Below are 21,847 nucleotides of genomic sequence, written 5' to 3'. Positions count from 1 at the left end.
ATGCGGCCGTTTCCCGATGCCATGGGCACGCACGACCATGTCTTCGAGCGGATCGCCCGGGCCGTCGATCCCACCGACCCGGCGTCCGCCGGCCTGCTGGCCCTCGTCGGCTCCGCGCGGGCCCGGATGACCGCACCGATGCGGGTGGCCATGGCGGGACAGATCAAACGCGGGAAGACCACATTGGTCAACGCGTTGCTCGGCGAGGAGATCGCCGACACCGGGCGACTGGAACTCACCTTCAATGTCTGCGAGTTCCACCACGCCGAGCGCCCTCGGCTGCTCGTCCACTTCAAGGACGGCAGGCCCGCCCGGGAGTTACCGCCCGGTGCGCTGTCGCGGCTGACCGCGCGCGATCCCGCGGGGGCACGGCTGCTGCGCGCCGTACGCAAGGTGGAGGTGGGCCGTCCCAGCCCGCTGTTGCGCCGCTTCCGGCTGGTGGACACCCCGGGCCTGGGCAGCGTGCACGGCACCGACGCCGGGAACACCCTGGCCTTCCTGGGCATCGACGACCCGGGGCAGCGGGCCGACGCCGCCGGAGCGCTGCGGCGGCTGGGGCGCGACGCCCGGTCGGTGCACGCCGAGAGCGCCGCCGAGATGGACCGCGCCGACGCCGTCGTCTTCGCCTTCAGCCGGGGCCTCGGCCGGGCCGACCAACAGGCCGTCGACTCCTTCGCCGGGGCGTACGGCACGGTGGTGAGCCCGCTGAAGGCCTTCGGCGTGCTCACCCGCGCCGACCAGTACTGGCCGCCCGCCGGCGAGACGGGCCCGGACGGACTGCCCGTCGACCCCCTGGCCCACGACCCCATGGCGACGGCCCGCCGCATCGCCGACTCCTGTCGTGAGCGGCCCGCAGCGCGCCGCGTGTTCCACACCGTGCTGCCCGTCGCGGGGCTGCTGGGAGTGGCGGCCCAGTGCATGCCGTCCGCCGCGTTCGAGCCGCTCGCGGACCTGGCGAGGACGCCACCGCACCGGCTCGCGGAGCTGATGGAGGACGTCAACCTCTTCTGCGTCCGTGACGACCTGGGACTGCCCGTACCCGCCGGGGTCCGGGCCGCGCTGGTGGACCGGATGGGCGCCTGGGGTGTCTTCCTCGCGTGCGGTGCCCTGCGCGACGGTCTGGGGGAGGACGCCACCCGCCGGCTGCTGCTGGAGCGCAGCGGCGTCGTCGCGCTGCGCGAACAGATCCTGCGGCACTTCGGCAACCGCGCCGCACTGATCAAGCTCGACCACGGCCAGCGGGAGATCGCCGAGGAGGTGACCCGGCTGCGCACGGCGGCGCAGCTCGCCGACCGGCCCCCGCCGGCCGTGGCGGGCCGGGTGGCCGGGCTGCTGGAGGACATGAGGGTCACCGACGCCGGCCCCTCCGAACTGGCCGCCCTGGCCGCCCACTACCGGGGCGGGCTGCACCTGACGGCGGCGGAGGAGTCCCAGCTGCTGGCGGTGACCGGGGAGTCGGGGCCGAGCTGCGCCGCCCGACTGGGCCTTCCGGCGGGTACCCCGGTGGCCACGCTGCTGCGGACGGCCCGCCGCCACGCCGCGCACTGGGCCGCGCGCTGCTGCGACCCGCTGCTCGACCGGCCCACGCTCGCCGTCGCCCGCGTGGTCCTGCGGTCGTACGAGCGGGTCGCGGACCTGGTCGCCCGGGCGGAGGCGCTGTTGTACGGGGACTGCCACGAACGGCCGGGCGGGGTGGCCGGGGACGAGACGGACGGAGGGAGCGGTCGGTGAGCTGGAGCGCGTACGAGGAGGGCACGAGTGCGTACGACGGGGGTGCGGGCGCGTTCGACGGGGAGGGGTTCGAGCCACCGCTGGACCCGGCGTCCGGCGGGGAGCTCTTCGACCCCGCCGACATCATGGGCACCCCGGACCCCATGGAGTGGACGGATTTCCTGGACCCGCACGACGGCGCGGAGATCGACCACGGTGACGCCCCGGCCCTCACGGGCGTCGCCGACCTGCCGAACCACAACCCCGCCCACAGCGACCCCCACGCCGTCGTCGGCGACCCGGGCGGCGCCATGGGCGTCTGGCACCAGCACACCGGCGAGGGCGGCTGCGCGATCGGCGCCCAGGGCATGGTCCTCGCATACCTCACCGGGGAGCGGGTCAGCGAGGAGCAGCTCACGGCGGAGGCCGCGGCCAGGGGGTGGTTCGACGGCGCGGGCACCTCGCCGGACGCGCTGGGGAACCTGCTGGAGCTGCACGGGGTCCGGGTGCAGCACACCGAGGGCGCGTCCCTGGCCCAGCTCCAGGAGGTACTGAGCCGTGGCGACGCCGCCATCGTCGGCCTCGACGCGGACGAGATCTGGGCCCCGGGCCACGATCTGGCCGACGACACCCTCGGCGACCTGCCGGGCATCCCCGGCCAGGACGCCAACCACGCGGTCTGGGTCACCGGGTTCGACCACAGCGACCCCGCACATCCGATGGTGGTGCTCAACGACTCCGGACACCCCGAGGGGCAGGGCCTGATGGTCCCGCTGGACGAGTTCCTGGCCGCCTGGCAGGACTCCGGCAACCTCCTGGTCACCGCCGAGCGCCCGGAGGCATGACATGACACACGAGCAGAGGACCGGGCCCGTGCGACCGCCGACACCACCGCATCCCGACCGGCCGCCGACGGCGGCCCACGACTCCCTGGCGGAGCTCTCCGCCAGGTGCGCCGCGTGGCTCGGCGCCGAGCGGGACCGGATCGAGGGCGAACTGCGCGCCGCGTACGGGAAGCCGCCGGGCACGGCGGTCAAGGAGCAGCATCCGGCCCCGGACTCCGTGCCGCCCGCGGCGGTGCCGCTCATCGAGCTGCTGGACCGGCTGGCCGGACTGGCCGGCGACCCGCCGGCGGCGGACGGGCCCGTACTGGACCGGGTGCGCCGGGGCGTCGTGGCCGCGCTGACCGCTTCCGGTGTCACCCCGGTCGAGGACACCGGCCCCGTGGACCCCGCCCGCCACCATGTGGTGGCCACCCGCGACGACCCCTCCGGGCTGCTGAGCGACCGCATCGCGGAGACGGTCCGCCCCGGCTACCTCTGGCGGGACGTACTACTGCGGCCCCAGGAGGTCGTCTCCTACGTGCCGTACGTGGGCCCCCGGCCCCCGCGAGCCGAAGCCGAGCGCGGAAGGCGGGACGCGCGATGACCGCCGCCGACGGCGACCGCCCGAGGTCCGAGGCCCTCCGCGGGATCCTGCGCCGCTCCCGGACGTTCCGTGAACTCGCCCCGATGGAGGCGGGCATCGGCTGGCCGCTGCCCGTGCCGGTACTGCAGGACGGCGCGCCCCGCGTCTACGTCCGGCTGCCGCTGTTCGTCATGCGCCCCGACCCGGCCGGGGGCGCCGACCTCTTCCCGCCGTTCGCCACGGTGGCCCTCGACTGGTCCACCGGGCGCCTGGCCGAGTACACCGACCTGCGTTTCAAGGAGCCCGAACGGTCACGGCGGGAATGGGAGCGGCCTGTGGGGCGCTTTCCGCACCCGGCCGTCGAAGGGCTGTCCACCGCCGGGTACCTGGCGGAGCGCGCCAGGCTGTTCGGCCTGTACGACGAGCTCTTCGACGGTCTCGCGTCCGGCCGCCCGCCCGCGTCCGCGTGGGCGGGACCGTTCGGTGACCTGCTGGGACGGCTGCTCGAACCCTCCCTCGCCCCCTATTACCGGCGACTGGCCCCCAGGTTCCTCGGCCGGCACCTGCCCGAGGAAGGGTGAACCACAGCGTGCGCGACAACGCCTTCGGCCGGCTGCGCGCCGACGTGCTGGCCGCCTTCCCCCGGCTCACCGAGGAACTCTCCGACGAACTGGGCCCCCGCGGGCGGGAGCGGCTGGAGCAGTCCCGGTCCCGGCTGGAGCGGGGCACCTGCCACGTGGTCGTCGGCGGCGAGTTCAAACACGGGAAGTCCACCCTGCTCAACGCCCTCGTGGAGCGGCCGGGGCTGTTCCCCGTCGACGCCGACGTGGCCACGAACGTGGTCTGCACCCTCGCCTGGGGACCGCGGGAGCGCGCCCGGGTCCACCTCGGCGACCCGGCCCCGGCCGACCGCGCCGGGCGGCACACGGAGATCGACCTTGCGGACCTCGGCGCGTACGTCACCGAGCAGGGCAACCCCCGCAACCACAAACGCGTACGGCTGGTCGAGGTCCGGGCGCCTGTCCCGCGGCTGGAGTCCGGGCTCGTGCTCGTCGACACCCCCGGCGTCGGCAGCGTCGACCCCGAACACACCGCCGCCACCCGCTCCTTCCTGGACCGGGCCGACGGCCTGGTCTTCGCCTGCGATGCCCTCGACCCCCTCACCACCTACGAACTGGACTTCCTCGACGAGGCGCTCAAGGCCTGCGACGTCGTGATCGTCGCCGTCACCAAGACCGACAAGGTCCGTGACGCCTCCCCACTGGTCGACGACGCCCGCGAGAAGATCGCCGCGCGGACCGGCCGCCCGGCGGGCAGCCTGGTGGTGGTCCCCGTCTCCGCCTTCCGCAAGCTCACCTGGCTGCGGCACAGGCAGCGGGCAGCGGACGGGGAAGGTGGCCGCACCGACGACCGGCTGCTCGCCGCCTCCGGCTTCCCCGAGCTGGACCACGCCCTGTGGGGCGGACTGGCCACCGCCGCCGGAGCCGACCAGCTGCGCCGGGCCCTGGACGGACTCGCTGACGCGCTCGCCACGGCGGGCTCCCCGACGGCCAACGAACTCGCCGCGCTGGAGTCGGACGAGTCCCTGCGCCGCCTCCGCCACGACATCGCGGGAACGACCGCGCGGATCGAGCGGCTGACCGCGGGCGGCGCCGAGTGGCGCACCGAACTGCGCCAGCGCTTCGAGCTCGACAACCGCCGCACCCGCACCGGCCTTCAGGAAGCCTTCGACGCGGTGTCGCGCCGCTACCAGGAGGCGGTCGCCGGCGGCTGTGACCCCGGATCGGAGGAACTGGCCGGCGAGGTGGCCGCGGGCATGCTCCACGCGCTCACCGAGGCCCACGAGCGGCTGGCCACGGTCGCCGTGACACTGATGCGCGAGTTCGCCGAGCGCACCAGCCTGCGCCTCACCCCGCCCGAGGTGCCCCCGCCGCCCTTCACACCCGCCGTGACCGTCCCCACCGTGCCGCTCGGCGTCCGCCCCGCCCGCGCCTTCGATCTCCTGCGCAGCGGCTGGTCGACCGGCATGGCGGGACTCGGCGCCGGCGGGCTGGTGGGATTCGTCGAACCGGTCACCGGCTTCACCGTGGCCGCGTGCCTCGGCGTCACCGGAGTCGTCCAGGGCATCCGCAACCACCGTGAGGACCTGCGCGAACGCGCCGAACGGGAACGGGCCGCGCGCCTGCTCCACCTGGTCAGCCAGGAGATCGCCGCCAACCGGCGACACGCCACGGAGGCCTTTCGCCAGGCGTACGGGGACACCGCCCAGACGTTGACGCAGGAGCTGGGCGCGCAGCTCGCGGCCCAGCGCGAGTCGCTCGCCGAATCCGGCCGCAGGCTCCAGGAAGCCACCTCACGGACCGAGGAACAACTGGCCGGGCGGCGCGGCGAGCTTCTCGCCCGGCACCAGCGCCACCGCCTCATGCAGGGCGAACTCGACCGGCTGCGCTCCCGGATCGAGCAGTCGGCCACGCCACCGCCACGGCTACCGCCCCGCCCTCCCGCCCGGCAGCCGACGTGCCCGGCGGACCGACCCCGTGACACCGCCGACTCCCCGGACTCCTCCCCGGGCTCCCCGGATCTCTCCCCGGACCCGCATGGTCTCTTCGACCCCGGCCAGTTCGACGCGCCATGACCACCGATACCGACCGGCCCGGCCCGGTCTACGGAATCGACTTCGGCACCTGGTCCTCGGCGCTGGTCGTGCTGCGCCGGGGCCACCCGCCGCTGCCGGTGCGCGACCCCGTGAGCCCGTACGGCACCACATCCGTGCGCAGCGCCGTCTGTCTGCTGCCCGACCGGTCCATGGTGGTCGGGCAGGCCGCGCAGAACTCGAGGCTGCGCCACCCGGAGCGCTTCCGGTCGGGGTTCAAGCAGGAGTTCGGCCAGCCGTCCCCGCACCTGCTCGGCGACCGACGCTTCAGTACCGCCCAGCTGACGACGGAGGTCCTCGGCTTCCTCGTCCGGCAGGCCCGGCGCGCCGCCCCCACCGCCCCCGCCCGCGTCGTGATCACCGTGCCCGCCACCTGGGAGAGCGGCCGGCGCGAGCTGATGAAGACAGCGGCCCGCGCCGCGGGCCTCGCCCCGGAGACCATCGAGGTGTACAGCGAACCCGTGGCCGCGGCCGTGTACGCCCTGCACGACCACGACCCGGACAGGGAGCGCACCCTCCTCGTCTACGACCTCGGCGGCGGCTCCTTCCATCTGGCCATCGCGCGGGGGACCACGGAGGGCCTCACCGTCCTCGGCTCGCCCGGGGGCCTGCCCGACTCCGGCGGCATCGCCATCGACCAGGCCGTACTCGCCCTGGTCCGCGACCGCTGCCCGCGGGCCGTGGACGACCTGCGGGCAGCGGCCACCGGAACGGACGATCCCGCGGTGCTGCGCCGCGCGACCCTCCTCCACGAGGCGTGCACCGCTTTCAAGCACCAACTGTCGGTCTCCTCCGAGCACTCCGACCTGCTGACCATGCTGGACCCGCCCGTCGAGATCACCCTGACCCGGGCCGACCTGCGGGACGCCGTCCGCCCGCTGCTGTCGGACACCGTCGCCGAGTGCGAGCGGGTACTGGCCGCCCACGGCCTCGACTGGGGCGACCTCGACCTGATCGTCCCCGTGGGCGGCAGCTCCCGTCTGCCCATGGTCGGCGACCACCTCGCACGGCATACGCGACGACCGGTGCTCGACGTCTTCGAGCCGGAGCTCGCGGTGGCCACCGGCGCCGCGTGGCTGGCCGGGGGCACCGCCCCCGTACGCGTGAGGACCTCGCCGGCGCTCCCGTCGCCCGCGCCCCGTTCCCGTCCGCTGCCGCCCCGGATCGCGGCCCTGCTGGACGCCGGACTGACCGACCGCATGGTGATCGAGGCGGTGCGCCGTGCCCGCACCTGACACCACGTCGGAAGCACCGATGCCGCTGGCCGCCCACTGGCGGCAGCTGGTCTGCTCCTGGGCCTCCGGCCACCGGTGGCCGTACGAGGCCGACGCCTCCTACGTGTCCGTCGAGCGCGACGCCCCCGAAGCGGAGTGGAAGATCCGTCTGACGGTGACCACGACGGGAAACGGCTTGCTGATCGTCCTGATGACCGACGACCGCTTCCTGAGGGGGGATCAGCTCGCCGTGGCGGCGGCCGCCGCCAACGCCTGGAACACCGACAGGCTGGTCCCCATGCTGACCGTCTTCAATCTGACCACTGCCCACCCCTATCTGGCCGGCGTCCGCACCCTGCCCCTGACCTGCGCGATCCCGCGGGCGGATTTCCACACGGCCGCGGACGGGTGGGTCACCGAGGCCCGCGAACTCTTCGCCTGGTGCCGCGAGGAATGCCGTCTGTGACACAACACGTCCCCCGGCTCCCTCCCCTCCATACGACTGAACCGCCGTCGACCGGAGCTGTCCGTGCGCGGATGCCCGCCCTGGCCGGTGTTACTTATAGGACGGATGTGAACGTGTAGGACGGATGTGAACGTGCGCGGCCCGTCCGCCGGTCACGGCACGGCCATCGTGACGATCCCGGGCCCGGCCCGGTGGGAGGTTCTGGAATGAGACGTGCGCTGGCGTGGACTCCCGTCGCCCTGGTGGTGGCGGTACTGGGTACCTCGGTGGCGGTCGCCGCCGCCGGCCCGACGGTGCCCGTGCGCGGCTCGGCCGGACTGTGCCTGACCGGACCCGCCGCGGCGGCCCTGGAGGACGCGGACATCACCATGACCGCGACCGCCCCGGCATCCATCGACCCCGCGGCCCCCACCTGCGTCCGCTTCCCGATCACCCACGGCAGGGTCTCGCTCCCGCTGGAGGACGGCGGGGCGATGCTCGACGGGGGCCTGGCCTTTGTCCGCGACGACCGAAAAGTCGAACTCGACGGACTCTTCGGCCACTTGGGAAACCCTCGCACCACGGCGAAGGCATCGGTCAACGGCACGGAGAAGCAACAGATCACGTTCCTGCGCTACGCGGTGGACCTGGAACACTTCTCGGTCGGCGCCCGGCGGGTGGCCGCCAAGGACGTCCGGACCGTACTGGCCGACGACGGCTACGCCGCCTTCGACAAGGCATTCGACGGCTCCCCGCTGCGGGCCGGCGAGGACATGTTCACGGTCGGGGCGACCACGGTCTTCGTCCTGCCCGAGCCTCATGAGGTGACGTGGTGACGGACGACAGAAGGCAAGGAGAGTTCGCACTCCTTGCCTGTCTCAATTTATAGCGCAGCGGGGGGCTTGCGGCAAGGCCCGGGTCATGCCGCAGAATTGTCGATCAAGGCCAGACCTGCGGAAACGTCAACGCGGAGGTGCGCGGGTGCGCGCCGCCGGACTGCACGGAGCAGCTGGCCGAAATCCAACTTTGTTAGGTGGGGGATTTTGTGATTGACGTGATCGTGGTCGGCAGCGGACCGACCGGCCTGATGCTGGCCGGCGAGCTGCGCCTGCACGGTGTGCACGTGGTCGTGCTGGAGAAGTTGGCGGAGCCGACGTCGGAGTCCCGCGGGCGCGGTCTGCACGTGCGCAGCGTCGAGGTGATGGACCAGCGCGGTCTGCTGGAGCGGTTCCGCGAGGTCAGCGAGCCGTTCTCGGTCGGCGGTCCCTTCGCCGCCTTCCCCACGCCGTGGCCGGAGCAGATGGACACCGCCCACCCGTACGGCCTCGCCATGCCCCAGCCGGTCACCGAGCGCGTGCTGGGCGAGTGGGCCGTCGAGCTCGGTGCCGAGATACGCCGCGGCTGCGAGGTGGTCGGGCTGAGCCAGGACGAGGACGGGGTGACCGTCGAGCTGGCGAGTGGGGGCGTCCCCGCCAATGAGGGCGTAGCCGGTGGGGGAGGCACGCACCTGCGCGCGCGCTACGTCGTCGGCTGCGACGGCGGCCGCAGCGCGGTGCGCAAACTGCTCGGCGTCGGCTTCCCCGGTGAGCCCCCCACGGTCGAGACGCTGCTGGGCGACCTGGAGGTGGCCGAGGACCCGGCGACGGTGGCCGCCGTGGCAGCCGAGATCAGCAAGACCTACGTGCGGTTCGGCGTCATCCCCAACCCGGACGGGACGACGTACCGCGTCATCGTGCCCGCCGACGGGGTGGCCGAGGAGCGTGCCGCGCCGACCCTGGAGGAGTTCAAGCAGCGGCTGCGGGAGGTCGCGGGCACCGACTTCGGCGTGCACTCGCCGCGCTGGCTGTCCCGGTTCGGCGACGCCACCCGGCAGGCCGAGCGCTACCGGGTCGGCCGGGTGCTGCTCGCCGGCGACGCGGCGCACATCCACCCGCCGGTCGGCGGGCAGGGCCTCAACACCGGTGTGCAGGACGCGTTCAACCTCGGCTGGAAGCTGGCCGCCGCGGTGGCAGGCTGGGCGCCGGAGGGGCTGCTGGACAGCTACCACGCCGAACGGCACCCGGTGGGCGCCCGCGTGGTGAGCAACACCCGCGCGCAGAGCGTGCTGCTGCGGACCGACGCGGGTGCGGTGGCGTTGAAGGAGATGTTCTCGGAGCTGTTGGAGTTCGAGGTCGTCAACCGGTACGTGACCGAGATGATCACCGCGGTCGGGGTCCGTTACGACTTCGGCGACGGTCACGAACTGCTCGGTCGGCGCATGCGGGACGTGCAGCTGAAGCAGGGGCGTCTCTACGAGCTGATGCGCGGCGGCCGCGGTCTGCTGCTCGACCGGACGGGCCGGCTCTCGGTGGAGGGCTGGGCGGACCGGGTCGACCACGTCGTCGACGTCAGCGACGAACTGGACGTGCCCGCGGTGCTGCTGCGGCCGGACGGCCACGTGGCCTGGGCCGGCGAGGACCAGCAGGAGCTGATCGGCCGACTGTCGCAGTGGTTCGGCGCACCGTCAGCCGAGCGCGCCGCCTGACGGGGAGGCCACCCGCCTGACCCGGCCCCCGACCTCGATGGTGCCATCGGGGCGGGGGCGGGTCAGGATCCGGGAGCCGCAGCCCTGACGGATGTCCAGGGCGCGGCCCTGCTCGTGGGTGAGCACGATCGCCGCCGCGCCCGTCGCCTCGTCCTCGACGACACCGTCACCACGCCGCGGAAAGGCGCGGGCGCGCAGCCGTCCCGCGGCCTCGTCCTGCCACGCCCACGCGTACAGCCACCCCTCGCCCTCGGGCGGCGCGGGCAGCGCCTCGACCTCGGCCGGTGAGGCGAACCGCTCGGTGCGCCGGCCGGACGCCCACTCGGCCCGCCCGCGCACCCAGGTGAGGTCGCCGTCCCGGCGGACGGGGACCTCACCGGCGGGCGGGCGGAGCACGTCGGCGCCCAGCAGCCACGCGACGCCGACGAGCGGATGCCCGGCGAAGGCGAGGCGGGCCGACGGCGTCCAGATGTCGACCACCCCGCGCTTGGCGTCTTCGACGAACACGGTCTCGCTGTAACCGAGTTCGGCCGCGAGCTCCTGTCGGCTCGCGTCGCCGCGCACGGCGGATCCGTCGCGTACGACACCGAGCGTGTTGCCGCCCCGGCCGCCGGGGCCGCCGAAGACACTGAGTACCTGGATGTCGGTCATTCCGGCATTCAACATCACCGTCCACTCCCGTGCCGGTGTCCGCCCTCCCCGTCTTCGGCGCGGTCCTCGCCGACGCCCCGTCGCCACGCGCGGATCCGGCGCAGCCCCCACACGGTCAGAGCGCCGAGCAGCGCCGCGAGGTAGTCGCCGAGGACGTCGTGCAGGAGGAAGTCGGGCAGTCGATGCATGCGGCCCAGCTTCCGGGACCTCTCCGGGCCGGCGGTCGTCTGCGATCGGTTGTGAACATCCCCGGCGCGGCGGCGGCCGGACTGGGATGATCCGGGACAGCCACGAACGGCTGCGAACGGCCGCGAACGGTTGGCAACGGTGGAGAACGGGTCGATGGGAGAGCGAGTCGTGGGACGAGCGGGCCACTTAACGATGCCGGAACTGCCGTCCGGTGCGCGCCGTCGGCTCAAGCGCAAGCTGCACGAGCTGCATCTGAAGGCGGGAGCACCGTCGGTCGGAACGATCCGCCGGGAAATGCCCGAGCGGTATTCCCGGTCCGTCGTGCACGGTGTGCTCACCGGCCCGGTGATCCAGCAGCGGGACCAAGTCGTCGCGGTGGCCGAGGCGTTGGTGCGAAGGGTCCGGGGCGCCGATGCGGAGAAGCTGCTCGACGAGGTGTACCGGCAGTGGGAGGAGGCCTGGGCCGAGGAAGTCCACCTGGCCGCGGCCTCGGAGACGCCGGTCTGGACCGTGTCGTACCTGGACGAGCCACCGCGTTCGCAGTCCCGGGAGCCCAATACCCGCCTGGCGGATCTGTTCGGCCTCGCCGGCTGGTCCAAGGGTGAGCTGGCGAGACTCGTGAACCGGCAGGCGGCTGTCATGGGACATCCGCAGGTGGCAGTCGACACCTCGCGGGTCCGGCGCTGGATCGACATGGGGGAGTCCCCGCGGGATCCCGTGCCCAAGGTGCTGGCCGCCCTGTTCACCGAGCGTCTCGGTCGTGTCGTGACCATTGAGGATCTCGGGTTCGGCCGGCGCGGGCGCGCGACCAAGGGGCAGTCCGTGGACGGACTGCCCTGGGCGCCCGAGCGGACGGCCGCGGTCCTCACTGAATTCACGGGAATGGACCTCATGCTCAACCGACGCGGTCTGGTGGGAGCGGGCGCGACACTCGCCGCGGGTTCGGCACTGAGCGGCACCGCGTTCACTGCGGGCGGCCACGAGAAGCAGCGTGCGTGCGTGGTGTGCGGGAATCCGGCCGTGGACGGGCTGTTGCACATTCCGGCGTCCCGGGGCGGTGTCTGCCACCCCTGCGCCCGGCGACTCGGCCACATGGCGTTCACGTCCCCGTGAGGGGGGCCGGGGACGTGGGACGACTCACTGCCGAAGGAGGCCCCTGACGTCCGGTCGCGAGGAGCCCCGTGCGACGATCTCGGCAGTAACTCACATGATTTCAGGACCATGAGAGGGAATGTGGCATGACGGACCACACACGCCGCACTGTCCTACGAACGGCTGTCGCGACCGGTGCCCTGGCGACGGGAACGCTCGCCGCGGCCCCCGGTGCCGGCGCGGCGCCCCACGGCGGCGGACACAGCGGGCATCGGCTGCCGACCTACGTATTCGTTCACGGCGCGAACAGCTCGGCCGGTGGCTGGGCGCCCTACATGCGGGAACTCGCCCTGCTGGGCCACCGCACCCTCGCGGTCGACCTGCCCGGCCACGGCCCGGACGCCTACTTCCCGGCCGCCTACCAGGCGCCGCAGGACCTCGAAGCCCTCAAGACCGAGCCGTCCCCGCTCGGCAAGGTGACCCTCGACGACTACACCGACCACGTCGTGGAGATCGTCCGGCGGGTTCGGAGGAACGGCCCCGTCATCCTCGTCGGGCAGAGCCAGGGCGGGCTCACCGTCAACCGGGTGGGCAACGCCGTTCCCGAACTGCTCGACCGCATCGCCTATGTCGCGGCCTTCTGCCCGGTGAAGCTGCCGACCCTGCTCGACTACCTCAAGGCACCGGAAGCCAAGGACAGCCTGGCGTTCACGATCCCGGGCATCGCGGCCGCGCCCGAACTCGGCATCACCCGGGCCAACTGGCGTTCGGGAGACCCGGACTTCCTGGCGAAGCTCAAGGCGGCGACGGCCGCCGGCTACCCGGACGTGGCGTTCCGGGCGCTGCTCAATACCCTCGAACCGGACGAGACGGCGGGCATCGCCGTGACGGAAGCCCGTGTCGACGCCGCGACCTGGGGCCGGATCCCACGGACGTACATCCGCTTCAGCGAGGACCGGATGATCCCCCCGGCTCTCCAGGACCGGATGATCGCCGAGGCGGACGCCCTGACCCCCCGCAACCGCTTCACGGTACGCACCGTGCGGGCCCCGCACATGGGCCCCTACCGGCGCGCTCCCCTGGTCTCGGCGCTCGCTGAGCTCGCCCGCGGTATCGCCTGATCTCGCGCAGGCAGCCCGGCAGTCCGGCGGCCACATCCGGTCTCGCGGCGTTCCGTCGGGAGACCGGACGGGCCCGGCTAGAGGAAGATGGCGATGGCCTGGACTTCCAGGACCGCGTCCTCGGCGTTCCAGTCCTGGACCTTGCCCAGACAACGCGCCGAGAACGCCCCCCGGGGCACCTCGTCGCGCAGCCCTTCGGTGGCGCACGTGACGCGCACCCGGGGGCTCTCCGGGGCAGCGCCGGGGCCGTCGGGGTCGCCGTAGGGCGCCAGGAAGACGGTGCCTTCCGGCTCCTCGCTGATCTTTCGGAACCGGCCTCTGAGCAGGACGTAGTCCTCGATGTCGCGGAGCCGGACGCTGTCCTGCGGGGCGCGGGAGCCGTGGGTGGTGGCCAGTGCCTTGACCAGCGCCTCGTTCCGCTGGACGGTCCCGTTCACCAGGTCGACGTGGACGATGACGTCATTGCGCTCCAGCACGTCCATGATGACGCCGATCACCGAAATGGGCTCCGCCACCTCGAGATACCTGCTGACGATCTCCCGGCTGTCCCGCCTGCCGGCGCCCGCGCCGATGCCGAAGACCGTGGCGCGGATGTTCCCGTCCTTGTTGTCACTGGTCCGCTGCTCGACCTCTTTCCTGAGGGCCACGGTGTACCGGCCCATCTGGTACTGGTCCATGATCGCGGTGTTGTGGAGGTAGAAGCAGATGCTGTAGTTCAGATTCCGCCCGGCGGGGCGCCTGCGGCGGCGGAGATCGCGTACCGCCAGGATGACGAGTGTCAGCACGCTCGCCGCCGTCACCGACCAGATGAGCATCCAGGGCCACCAGACGCCCCACCACGTCTCAGTGAACACACCCACGGGTCTCCTTGAAGGCGTCGAGGAGGGAGCCGGTCGTGGCGTCGACCATGCGCCCGCCGGTCGTGCGCGCCGCGCGGTCCAACTCCGCGGTGCCGGCCTCGCCGTACCGGACGGTGAACGTACGCACGGCCCGCACCGGGCCGGGCCGTGCCTGGTACCGGCGTACGAACGCGTCGAGCCCCATACCGGCGTTGTTCTCGCCGTCCGTCATGAGCAGGATCGACACCGGCCGCCCGGGGTCCTCCCGGACCATGCCGGCCACCTTGTCGTAGGCCGCGTCGAGCGCCGACCAGACGGCGGTGGCGCCGTCGACGTCGCCCGACGCTATGAACGAGCGGAGCACGTCCAGGTCCCGCTGCCCGTGATAGGTCACGCTGCGCTGGTCGAGCACCCGGCTGCCGAACCGCAGCACGGTGAGCGTCTCGCCCTGGTAGAAGCGGACGAACTTCCCCGACCGGGAGTCGTCCGCCCCGCCCAGACCGTCGAACGTCGCCCGTAACTCCGCCATGCGGCCGCCCTTCATCGATCCGGAGAAGTCGAGCAGGAACATCACCCTGGCCGGCTTCGCCTTCCCGGCGCCGCCGTAGTCCGCGAGCAGCCGGTCGACGACCTCCTGCCGGTCCGGGAAGTACAGCGCGTTGCCCACGGGATGGCGGAGCCGGGAGTCCCGGGGCACGGACGTGTCGAGCGGGCGGCGCAGCGTACGCTCCATGATTTTCTTCTGGGCCGGATCGCTCCGCAGCCAGGCGACCACCTTGTCGTAGGCAGCGCGTTTGGCCGGATCGAGCAGCAGCAGCGGGTAGTCCGAGAGGACCATGCCGTCCTTGGGGTAGACGACCTCCAGCGGTTCGCCGAGCCTGCCGCCCGCGTTGAGGGAGAGCAGCGACGACTCGTAGGTGATCAGCGCGTCGAGTTCGCCCTGCCGCCGGACGAAGGTGTCCGCCAGGGCAGTCGTGGACCCTTCGGTGAGTGCCTGGCCGGCGAAGAAACCACGGAGCCGGTCGCAGGAGACGTCCTCCAGGCGCAGGGCCTTTCCGGTGCCCGCGGCGGCGGTCGCCACCCCGACCAGGGCGGCCAGACCGCTGTTGGTGCGCCGTGGGTCGGCCATCGCGAACCGCAGCGATCCGGCCGCCGCGGCGTCGGCGACGTCCGCCCACGAGATCTGCCCGTCCTTCGTGCCCCGGCGCAGACGATCGGCGACGCTCCGCTTCATGCCGATGACCACGGGGGAGAACATCGTCCGCTGGGACAGCGGCAGTTCGACCCTGCCGCCAGCGCCCTTGAGTTTGAGTTGGAACCAGCGGTCGGAGGAGAGCCAGGCGAGGTCGTGGTGGTAGCGGCCGGGCGTCAGGCCGTTGCTGGCGTCCACGGTGCCCCGGTAGTCCATCCGCAGCGTGACACCGGTGTCCCGGCGCAGGTCGTCGAGGAGCGGCTTCATATCGGCGAGTTCCGAACTGGCCAGAACGTCCAGGGTGGTGCCGTCGCCCTCGCCGGAGGAGCAGGACGTGGTGGTCGTGGCGAGCAGTGCCAGTACCAGCCAGAGCGTGAGGAGCCGCGGCAGGCGGAGACCGGGCCTCACGGGGCTTGTTCCGGCAGCTCGGCGGGCGGGCAGTCCCCGATGGCGGAGATCATCCGCTCGAGGAGCGCGAGCCGGGGCATCAGCGACTTGGTGTCGCCCGAGCCCGCCGCGGGGACGGGTATGCCGTTGCCCTTGAGGAAGGCCGACAGCTGGTCACTGGCCACGGCGCCGGTCGGATCGAGGACCCGGAAGCCGAGCTCCATGGCCCGGCGGCGCAGACCGGGGTCCCGGACGACCAGCTCGCCGAGCCGCTCGCCGCCCGGGGTGAGGGCGATGAACTGGGGCTGCGTCACGAATTGACTGCTCGGGTAGAGCAGCACCCGCTCCGAGTCGACCCTGTCGTACCGTGCCTTGTAGCTGCGCTGATAGGCGAGGTACTGGTGCTCGTAGGCCACCACGACGGGGGAGATCCCCTTTCCCTCCGGCGAGCTGTAGGTCTGGAACACATCGGCGGCGGGCAGTCCCTGGCGGACCAGGAGCGGCTTGATCTGCGTGGCGAGCCGGTCGGCCTCCCGCTCGGTGTCGGGGACGTCGTCGTGGTTCCGGGTGAAGGCGACCAGCCCCAGATAGGTGCCCGCCGAGTTGGACCGGCAGATGTCGGACGTCTGGGCCAGGACGGTGTTCCCGTTGGTGGTGCCGTGCCGCTGGATCCCGATGTCGTTCCACCGGTTCCCGCCGTCGCGGGCCACCAGATCGAGGAACTTCGCCATGTCCAGCGTGTAGTACAGCGACCCGCCCGGCTCCGGGCTCCGCTGCGGGGTGGCGATTCCGGCGTCCCGCAGGGTCTCGGCGTAGCCGCGATAGGTGGCTAGCACAATGGGGCTGACGAAGGGCCGGTGCACCTTGCTGTACTGGTTCTTCGCCGCCCGCTCGCTGGTGATCAGGTCTCCCGCGGGCTGTCCGGAGGGAAAGACGAAGTCGTACGAGTCGATGTTGCGCACCGCGACCTCGCGCGAGCCCGAGCTCGTGATGTGGACCTTGATGTGATGTCGCATCAGGATGCGCCGGACCTCCTCGTCCCCGAAGAAGTCGCCCTTCGACCCCATCTTGCCTTCCAGGGTGACCACCCGCTGGAAGGGCAGCAGGAAGTTCCCGGAGAGGGCGAGCAGTGCCGCGCCGGTCAGAACGGTGGCCAGCAAGGGGGCTATGACCACCAGGAACCGCCGGCGCGACCATAAGGAGGGCGCCCGGCGCTCGATGGCCAGACGTGGTTCCTCGACGGTCGATCTGCCCCCGGTGGTGGTCACGACTCCTCCTGCCCGCTCACGCCAGGATCCCCCCATGCCGTGCACCCGTCGATAGGGGAGCGAGTGTGACACCGCGGGGTGGCGAGCCGCGTAATGAAGGGGAACGGGTAGGTGAACAACTCGCCGTATCACCGGGGTCGTTGGGGGATCCACAGCCGGCAGGCGGGTGACGGTGTTGTCGAGAGCGGACGGTGTGATCCCTTCGGCGTTGGGGCACCGCCCGGACCGGCCACACGGAGCCGGCCGGCCCGCGCGCGCAGCCGCATCGGGCAGAGGCGCCGCCCCACGCTCCCGACGCGAGATCGGCCGAAGGTAGGTTGGGCCATAGCCGATCTTTCAGGAGAAACCGTGTCACCCGCTCAGCCCCGTGTCCTGTACGTCACCGACCTCGCCTACCCGGCGCGGGGGCGGCGGTACTGCGACGAGGACATTTTCCTGTCCTCGCGGCTGCGTGACGACTTCGACATCGCCCTGTGCCACCCGTTGGACGCCGCCGCGCTGATGGACTCCTTCGACGCGGTCGTGGTCCGCAACAGCGGCCCGGTGCTGCACTACCAGGAGCGCTACGACGACTTCCGCGACCGCGCGGCCCGGGGCGGCACCCTTGTCTACAACGAGCTGACGGGCAGGGCCGACATGGCCGGCAAGCAGTACCTGCTCGACCTGAGCGCGGCGGGATATCCCGTCATCCCCACCATCGACCGGCACGAGGACCTCGACCGGCTGCCCCGGGTGGACGAGTACGTGGTCAAGCCGAAGCTCGGCGCGGACTCCATAGGCCTGGAGATCGTCCCCCGTGACCGGCTGGACACCCTGGAATACGGCGGCGTGCTCGTCCAGCCGCGCATCCGCTTCCGCTACGAGGTCTCGTTCTACTTCATCGACCACGCCTTCCAGTACGCCCTCCACGCGCCTCGGCCCGAGGAGCGGTGGGTGCTGGAACCGTACGAGCCCACCGCCGCCGATCTGGACTTCGCCCAGCGCTTCATCGACTGGAACACCCTCGACCACGGCATTCAGCGCGTCGACGCCTGCCGCACCCCGGACGGCGAACTGCTCCTCGTCGAGCTGGAGGACCTCAACCCCTACCTGTCGCTCGACCTCGTACCCGCGAGCACCCGCGACGCGTTCGTCGCCGGCCTGAAGGCATCACTGCACCGCCTGATCAGCCGGGCAGGGGCCACGACGCGGGCCTGACCGTCGGGTAATCACGCTGTGACCGCCGGTCCGCACTCCCCGCTACGGGCGGTGTGACGGCAGGGGCGTGAGCTTCGGCCAGCGGGCGAGGACGCGTCGGCGCATGTCCGCGCAGAGCCGGTTCAAACCGCTCAGATCGGCCCGGCCGGCGGTCATCCGGCTGACGACACCGAGCCGGTGGGCCAGGCGCTGCCGGGCGGTCGCGGTGCCCCACGCCCAGTCCCGGCCGGTGACCCGGGCCAGATGGTCGGTGGTCCCGCGCTCGGCCTTCGGGACGAGTGCGTCGCCGCGGAGCAGCCAGCCGGCGCACGCGTCGGTGAGATCACCGCGGGGTTCGGTGCCGGTCGCGGTGCGCCACGCCGAGCGGTAGGCGGCCTCGGCGCGGGCGAGGAGCGGTTCGGGGGCGGCGGTGGCGCACCAGCATGTCGGGAAGCCGATGCGAAGGTAGGCGAGTTCCATCAGGCCGTTGCCGAGAGAGGCCTGTTCGAAGTCGATGAACCGGATCCCGTCGGCGGTGTGCAGATCGTTGCCCGGACAGGGATCGCCGTGCAGCAACGCGTACCCGGGCGCCTCGCCGAGGCGGTGCACGAGGTCATCGAGCTGGCCGGGCGCGGGGGAGGGCACGGTGACCCCGAGCGTCTCGGCCAGCCGGAGGAAGGCGGCCACGTCGTGGTGTCCCGGCCCCGACCACGCGGGGAGCGAGCCGGCGTCCTCCGGTCCGGTCGTCGCGTGCAGCCGGGCCAGGGTCGTGGCGTAGCCGACGATCCAGTCACCGGGCGGGCGGTGGTGGTCCACGTGCTCCAGGACCAGGACGCGCTGAGGGGGATCGGTGCCGAGGAGCGCGGGCACCACGGGCGGGTCGGCGCGGGCGGCGAGCCGCAGCGCGGTCACTTCGCGGTGATGGCGCTCCGCGGCGTCCGGGCCGTCCACGGCCTGTTTCACCACGGCCCGCGCTCCGCCCAACTCGACGCGCCACACGTGTGAGCGTGGGCTGCTCTCCAGCAGGTGGGCCTGCCGGGGCCCGCCCAGTTCGGCCCGCAGTGCTCCGCCGAACGGCAGTCGTGGTGCCATGAGTTCATCCTTCCGGGCCGAAGGCGGGCCCGGGGCCCGCCACGGACGCCACCGTAGGCTGTGGGCCCGGCAGTCGGCCACAAGATTGCCGCGGGCGCCGGTCACTGCCCGGCCGGAACCGGGAGCGTGTCTTTCACGCCGCCGTGCACGCCTCCTCGGGGAGCCCTGGACGGTGGACCTCCGCGCCGAACTCCACCGCCGTCACCTGCTCGCGCGAGGCCCGGCCGAGCAGCACCACCGAGACCGCCTCGGCCACCACCTCGGGGACCGCACCCGGGCCCGCCCCGGTCTGTGCGGACAGCGCGAGCAGCAGCCGGTCGAGCCTCCTCCGGTGGCGGGCGAACACCCGGCCCGGCGCCCAGCGGCCCCGGGCCCGCTGCCCCGCGAGGGCCTCGGCGGCGCCGACGTCCAGCAGCACCAGATGCAGTTCGCGGCCCTGCCGCCCGGCGGACCGGGCCAGCCAGCGGCGCAACCACGGCCGGCTGCCGCAGTCGTGCACCAGCAGCGGCCCGCCCGCGCGCACCGCGGCCCGCAACCGGCGGACGTGCTCCAAGCGGGCCCAGGGCCGGTACACCGCGTACGGCAGACGATCCGGCATCAGCGCCTGGCACGCGACGTGGACATCCCGCGGATCGACGGCCGCCGCGCCCTCGGACCACCGGCGCAGCAGGGTGCTCTTGCCGCTGCCGGGCAAGCCGGAAACGACCACCACGGCACCCGCGGGGTAGGACAACACAGCAGGGGCGCCTGCTCGTCCCCGGAAGTCCACCAACCCGCGTGGACGCACACCCGGCCCCCGGCCCCCGTACGGAACGGCCCGTACGTCCGCCGCGTCCGGCCTGCCTGTATCGCCCACTGCTGCCCCTTGTCCGTGCCGACGTGCCCCACGGCCCCGTCCGGGCCGCCGATCGGCCCTCGAGAACCGCGTGCGTCGGCCCCCGCCGGGGCGTGAGCGGGGACAGTCTGGGAGACGCCGCGGGAAGCCCGTCGGTTTCTGCGACCGGGACATTTACGGATGGTAGGGCGCAATGCCGCCGCATCGGCCGGAAGCGGCCCAGGGGGAAGCCGGTGTCGGAGTGATGCGCGGGAAGCGGGGCGCGGCGGGGGCCGGGGACCGGTGGGTGCTCGCGCGGTCGCCGGTGGTTGCCGTCCGCCCACCGGCCGGTGGCGACAAACGTAAGCCGTTGGTCCGAAAATCGCTTTGACATGCCCGCTCTGAGTGGCATTTAGTTCTATTTACTAGGACCTTCAGTTGGGGAGTACGTCATACTTACGAAGCGCAAAGGACTGACGGCCGCGGGATTCGTCGCCCTGATAACGGCCGCGTCCGTTTCCTGCGGACCCGCCGAGCAGCTCAGTGCGGGAGCGAAGGTGCAGCGCGCCTTCGACAAGATGGGACAGCAGAAGTCCCTTTCCGCGGACATCAGCCTTGACGCGAACGCGGACGAGATCTATGCCGCCCTGAAGGACACCGATGACTTCGAGCGCCGCGACGCCGACCTGCTCGAAGGCCTGAAGCTCACCTCCGCCTCCGCGTTCGACAAGCCGCTCAAGGACGTCAAGGCCGGCGACGAGAACGGCTCGGGCGCCTTCAAGCTGGCGAAGAACGACGGCAAGGCCCTGTTGGAGGTCCGCTCCATCGGCAAGAAGTACTACGTGCGCGGTGACCTCAAGGCATTCTCGGAGCTGCCTTCCTCGAAGGGCCGCGACGACAGGGCGGGGATCGACGAACTCATGAGGAAGGCGGACGAACTCCCTTCCTCCATGGGCGCGGTGAAGAACGCGGTCAAGGGCGAATGGGTCGTGCTCGACGCCGACGCCTTCAAGGAACTGGCCGAGAAACGCGGCAGGAGCAAGAACGGAGCCCGGGGCGAGGAGGAGCAGCTCGATCCGAAGAGCCGGCAGCAGATCTTCGACGCGGTGCGGAAGGCGCTCGGGGACAACGCCGAATTCAAGGCCGCAGGCAAGAAGGGCGGCGCGGACCACGTGAAGGTCACCGTGCCGGCGAAGAAGGTCGCCGCGGACCTCGCCAAGGCCCTGGAGCCGCTGCGGAAGAAGCTGGGCAAGGACGGCAGGCCGTCCGGGCCGGACGGCGCCCCGAAGAAGGACGTCACCGTCGACGTGGCCATCAAGAACGGCATGATCTCCGCCCTGACCCTCGACCTGTCCCAGCTGGACGAGAAGGTCAAGGGGAAGCTGCCGCTGGTCATCGGCCTCCGAGGTGGCGCGGGCGGCGTCATGGCGCCCTCCGGCGCGCAGGAGTTGAAGCCGCAGGACCTCGTCGCGGCGATGATGCGCCTTGCCATGGACAGGATGGGTGAGCGCGGCACCCCGGACGGCGCCGACGGCTTGCGGATCTGACGCCGGCTCCCCCCGCGACCGCCCGCCCGGCCGCCTTCCCCGTGGTCATCTCCGGCTCCCCGGACGCCACCTGGGGCCCCTCCCATCTGTCGGACATGGCCGAGCGCCTGTCCGCGGTGCTGCTCCCGGTCCCCCGGCGGCGGGCATTCGCCGAACGCCCACCGGCCCGGGGAAGCGGCGGCCGGACTGCTCGCGTTCTGGAACGGCCGGACGTAGGACGGGGACTTCGACGAGCGAGCGGAGCCCGCAGCCGCACCCGGAGCCGGCCGTCCTCGAAACCGGCCCTCCTTTCGGAGCAGGTCCCCTTCGGGTGACACACCGAATGGCGGCCCCGCCCCCGGGAATTCATGGTGGCAGCGCCCCGGCCACGTCGTACGGGGTCCGCGACACCACGGGAGTTCTCTTGTTCCGCAGACGCGCCATGCCCGCCGTCCTCCTCGCACCCTTCGTCCCGGCCTTCCACCGGTCCTGGGGGACGCGCCCCAGTGGAGCCGGCAGCGATCCGACGGGCTGCCGGGCCGGCTGA

Annotated in this window: 19 protein-coding genes and 1 pseudogene; 13 read left to right on the top strand and 7 right to left on the bottom strand. The window is 72.4% G+C overall.

Annotated elements, in window-relative coordinates:
- The 9 genes from JO379_RS02730 (at position 1) to rox (ending at position 9,953) form a co-directional block, all read left to right on the top strand.
- Positions 1–1,731: a dynamin family protein gene (locus JO379_RS02730; RefSeq protein ID WP_209513607.1), complete on the top strand. Its 1,731-nt coding sequence runs from the start codon at positions 1–3 to the stop codon at positions 1,729–1,731.
- Positions 1,728–2,555 carry a C39 family peptidase gene (locus JO379_RS33840; RefSeq protein ID WP_209513606.1) on the top strand — a complete coding sequence of 276 codons (828 nt, stop codon included), beginning with the start codon at positions 1,728–1,730 and terminating at the stop codon, positions 2,553–2,555. Before JO379_RS02730 ends, JO379_RS33840 begins: the two co-directional genes overlap by 4 nt.
- A gap of 1 nt (position 2,556) precedes the next feature.
- Positions 2,557–3,138: a nucleotide exchange factor GrpE gene (locus JO379_RS02720; protein ID WP_209513605.1), complete on the top strand. Its 582-nt coding sequence runs from the start codon at positions 2,557–2,559 to the stop codon at positions 3,136–3,138.
- Positions 3,135–3,698, top strand: coding sequence for a hypothetical protein (locus JO379_RS02715; protein WP_209513604.1), 564 nt, complete (start codon positions 3,135–3,137; stop codon positions 3,696–3,698). Before JO379_RS02720 ends, JO379_RS02715 begins: the two co-directional genes overlap by 4 nt.
- Positions 3,695–5,752 (top strand): dynamin family protein, encoded by a 2,058-nt coding sequence (locus JO379_RS02710; protein WP_209513603.1) that lies wholly within the window; start codon positions 3,695–3,697, stop codon positions 5,750–5,752. Before JO379_RS02715 ends, JO379_RS02710 begins: the two co-directional genes overlap by 4 nt.
- The gene (locus tag JO379_RS02705; RefSeq protein WP_209513602.1) at positions 5,749–7,005 is read left to right on the top strand and encodes an Hsp70 family protein; all 1,257 of its coding nucleotides are present in this window, start codon (positions 5,749–5,751) and stop codon (positions 7,003–7,005) included. The genes JO379_RS02710 and JO379_RS02705 overlap by 4 nt, the downstream gene beginning before the upstream one ends.
- Positions 6,992–7,450, top strand: a complete 459-nt coding sequence (locus JO379_RS02700; protein ID WP_209513601.1) for a hypothetical protein — start codon at positions 6,992–6,994, stop codon at positions 7,448–7,450. The genes JO379_RS02705 and JO379_RS02700 overlap by 14 nt, the downstream gene beginning before the upstream one ends.
- Positions 7,451–7,656: 206 nt before the next feature.
- Positions 7,657–8,265, top strand: coding sequence for a hypothetical protein (locus tag JO379_RS02695; RefSeq protein WP_209513600.1), 609 nt, complete (start codon positions 7,657–7,659; stop codon positions 8,263–8,265).
- 209 nt (positions 8,266–8,474) lie between these two features.
- On the top strand, positions 8,475–9,953 hold the full coding sequence (gene rox, locus JO379_RS02690; protein ID WP_209513599.1) for a rifampin monooxygenase: 1,479 nt from the start codon (positions 8,475–8,477) through the stop codon (positions 9,951–9,953).
- On the opposite strand, the gene JO379_RS02685 is transcribed toward rox, so the two are convergent.
- Both JO379_RS02685 and JO379_RS02680 read right to left on the bottom strand, forming a co-directional pair.
- On the bottom strand, positions 9,933–10,604 hold the full coding sequence (locus tag JO379_RS02685; protein ID WP_209513598.1) for a PhzF family phenazine biosynthesis protein: 672 nt from the start codon (positions 10,602–10,604) through the stop codon (positions 9,933–9,935). The genes rox and JO379_RS02685 overlap by 21 nt on opposite strands.
- 14 nt (positions 10,605–10,618) lie before the next feature.
- Positions 10,619–10,792 (bottom strand): hypothetical protein, encoded by a 174-nt coding sequence (locus JO379_RS02680; protein ID WP_209513597.1) that lies wholly within the window; start codon positions 10,790–10,792, stop codon positions 10,619–10,621.
- A gap of 511 nt (positions 10,793–11,303) precedes the next feature.
- Here JO379_RS02680 and JO379_RS02675 point away from each other — a divergent pair.
- Both JO379_RS02675 and JO379_RS02670 read left to right on the top strand, forming a co-directional pair.
- Positions 11,304–11,750 (top strand): annotated as a pseudogene (locus tag JO379_RS02675) (NsdA family TPR-like regulatory protein); the annotation flags it as partial.
- A gap of 281 nt (positions 11,751–12,031) precedes the next feature.
- Complete coding sequence (locus tag JO379_RS02670) at positions 12,032–13,006, top strand: alpha/beta hydrolase (RefSeq protein ID WP_209513596.1); 975 nt, start codon at positions 12,032–12,034, stop codon at positions 13,004–13,006.
- Between the two features lie 77 nt (positions 13,007–13,083).
- On the opposite strand, the gene JO379_RS02665 is transcribed toward JO379_RS02670, so the two are convergent.
- From JO379_RS02665 to JO379_RS02655, 3 genes are read right to left on the bottom strand one after another with little or no spacing between them, the layout of a single operon-like run.
- Positions 13,084–13,860 (bottom strand): hypothetical protein, encoded by a 777-nt coding sequence (locus tag JO379_RS02665; RefSeq protein WP_307841876.1) that lies wholly within the window; start codon positions 13,858–13,860, stop codon positions 13,084–13,086.
- Complete coding sequence (locus JO379_RS02660; protein ID WP_209513595.1) at positions 13,850–15,445, bottom strand: vWA domain-containing protein; 1,596 nt, start codon at positions 15,443–15,445, stop codon at positions 13,850–13,852. The genes JO379_RS02665 and JO379_RS02660 overlap by 11 nt, the downstream gene beginning before the upstream one ends.
- A complete protein-coding gene (locus tag JO379_RS02655) occupies positions 15,442–16,692 on the bottom strand; it encodes a hypothetical protein (protein ID WP_307841875.1) in 1,251 nt (416 codons plus the stop codon). Before JO379_RS02655 ends, JO379_RS02660 begins: the two co-directional genes overlap by 4 nt.
- Before the next feature lie 348 nt (positions 16,693–17,040).
- On the opposite strand from JO379_RS02655, the gene JO379_RS02650 reads away from it, so the two are divergent.
- Positions 17,041–17,889, top strand: a complete 849-nt coding sequence (locus tag JO379_RS02650) for an ATP-grasp domain-containing protein (protein ID WP_209513594.1) — start codon at positions 17,041–17,043, stop codon at positions 17,887–17,889.
- A 42-nt stretch (positions 17,890–17,931) separates the two neighbouring features.
- Here JO379_RS02650 and JO379_RS02645 read toward each other — a convergent pair whose 3' ends face one another.
- Together JO379_RS02645 and JO379_RS02640 are read right to left on the bottom strand one after the other, a co-directional pair.
- Positions 17,932–18,960, bottom strand: a complete 1,029-nt coding sequence (locus JO379_RS02645; RefSeq protein ID WP_209513593.1) for an aminoglycoside phosphotransferase family protein — start codon at positions 18,958–18,960, stop codon at positions 17,932–17,934.
- 133 nt (positions 18,961–19,093) lie between these two features.
- Positions 19,094–19,696, bottom strand: a complete 603-nt coding sequence (locus tag JO379_RS02640) for an AAA family ATPase (protein ID WP_307841873.1) — start codon at positions 19,694–19,696, stop codon at positions 19,094–19,096.
- 635 nt (positions 19,697–20,331) lie between these two features.
- Between JO379_RS02640 and JO379_RS02635 the strand changes: the two genes are divergently transcribed.
- Positions 20,332–21,321 carry a hypothetical protein gene (locus JO379_RS02635; RefSeq protein WP_209513591.1) on the top strand — a complete coding sequence of 330 codons (990 nt, stop codon included), beginning with the start codon at positions 20,332–20,334 and terminating at the stop codon, positions 21,319–21,321.
- Positions 21,322–21,847: the final 526 nt, after the last annotated feature.

Source organism: Streptomyces syringium (genome assembly GCF_017876625.1).
Taxonomy (GTDB): domain Bacteria; phylum Actinomycetota; class Actinomycetes; order Streptomycetales; family Streptomycetaceae; genus Streptomyces; species Streptomyces syringius.
The sequence above is the reverse complement of the archived record's forward strand: the minus strand, read 5'-3'. Positions and strand labels throughout refer to the sequence as shown.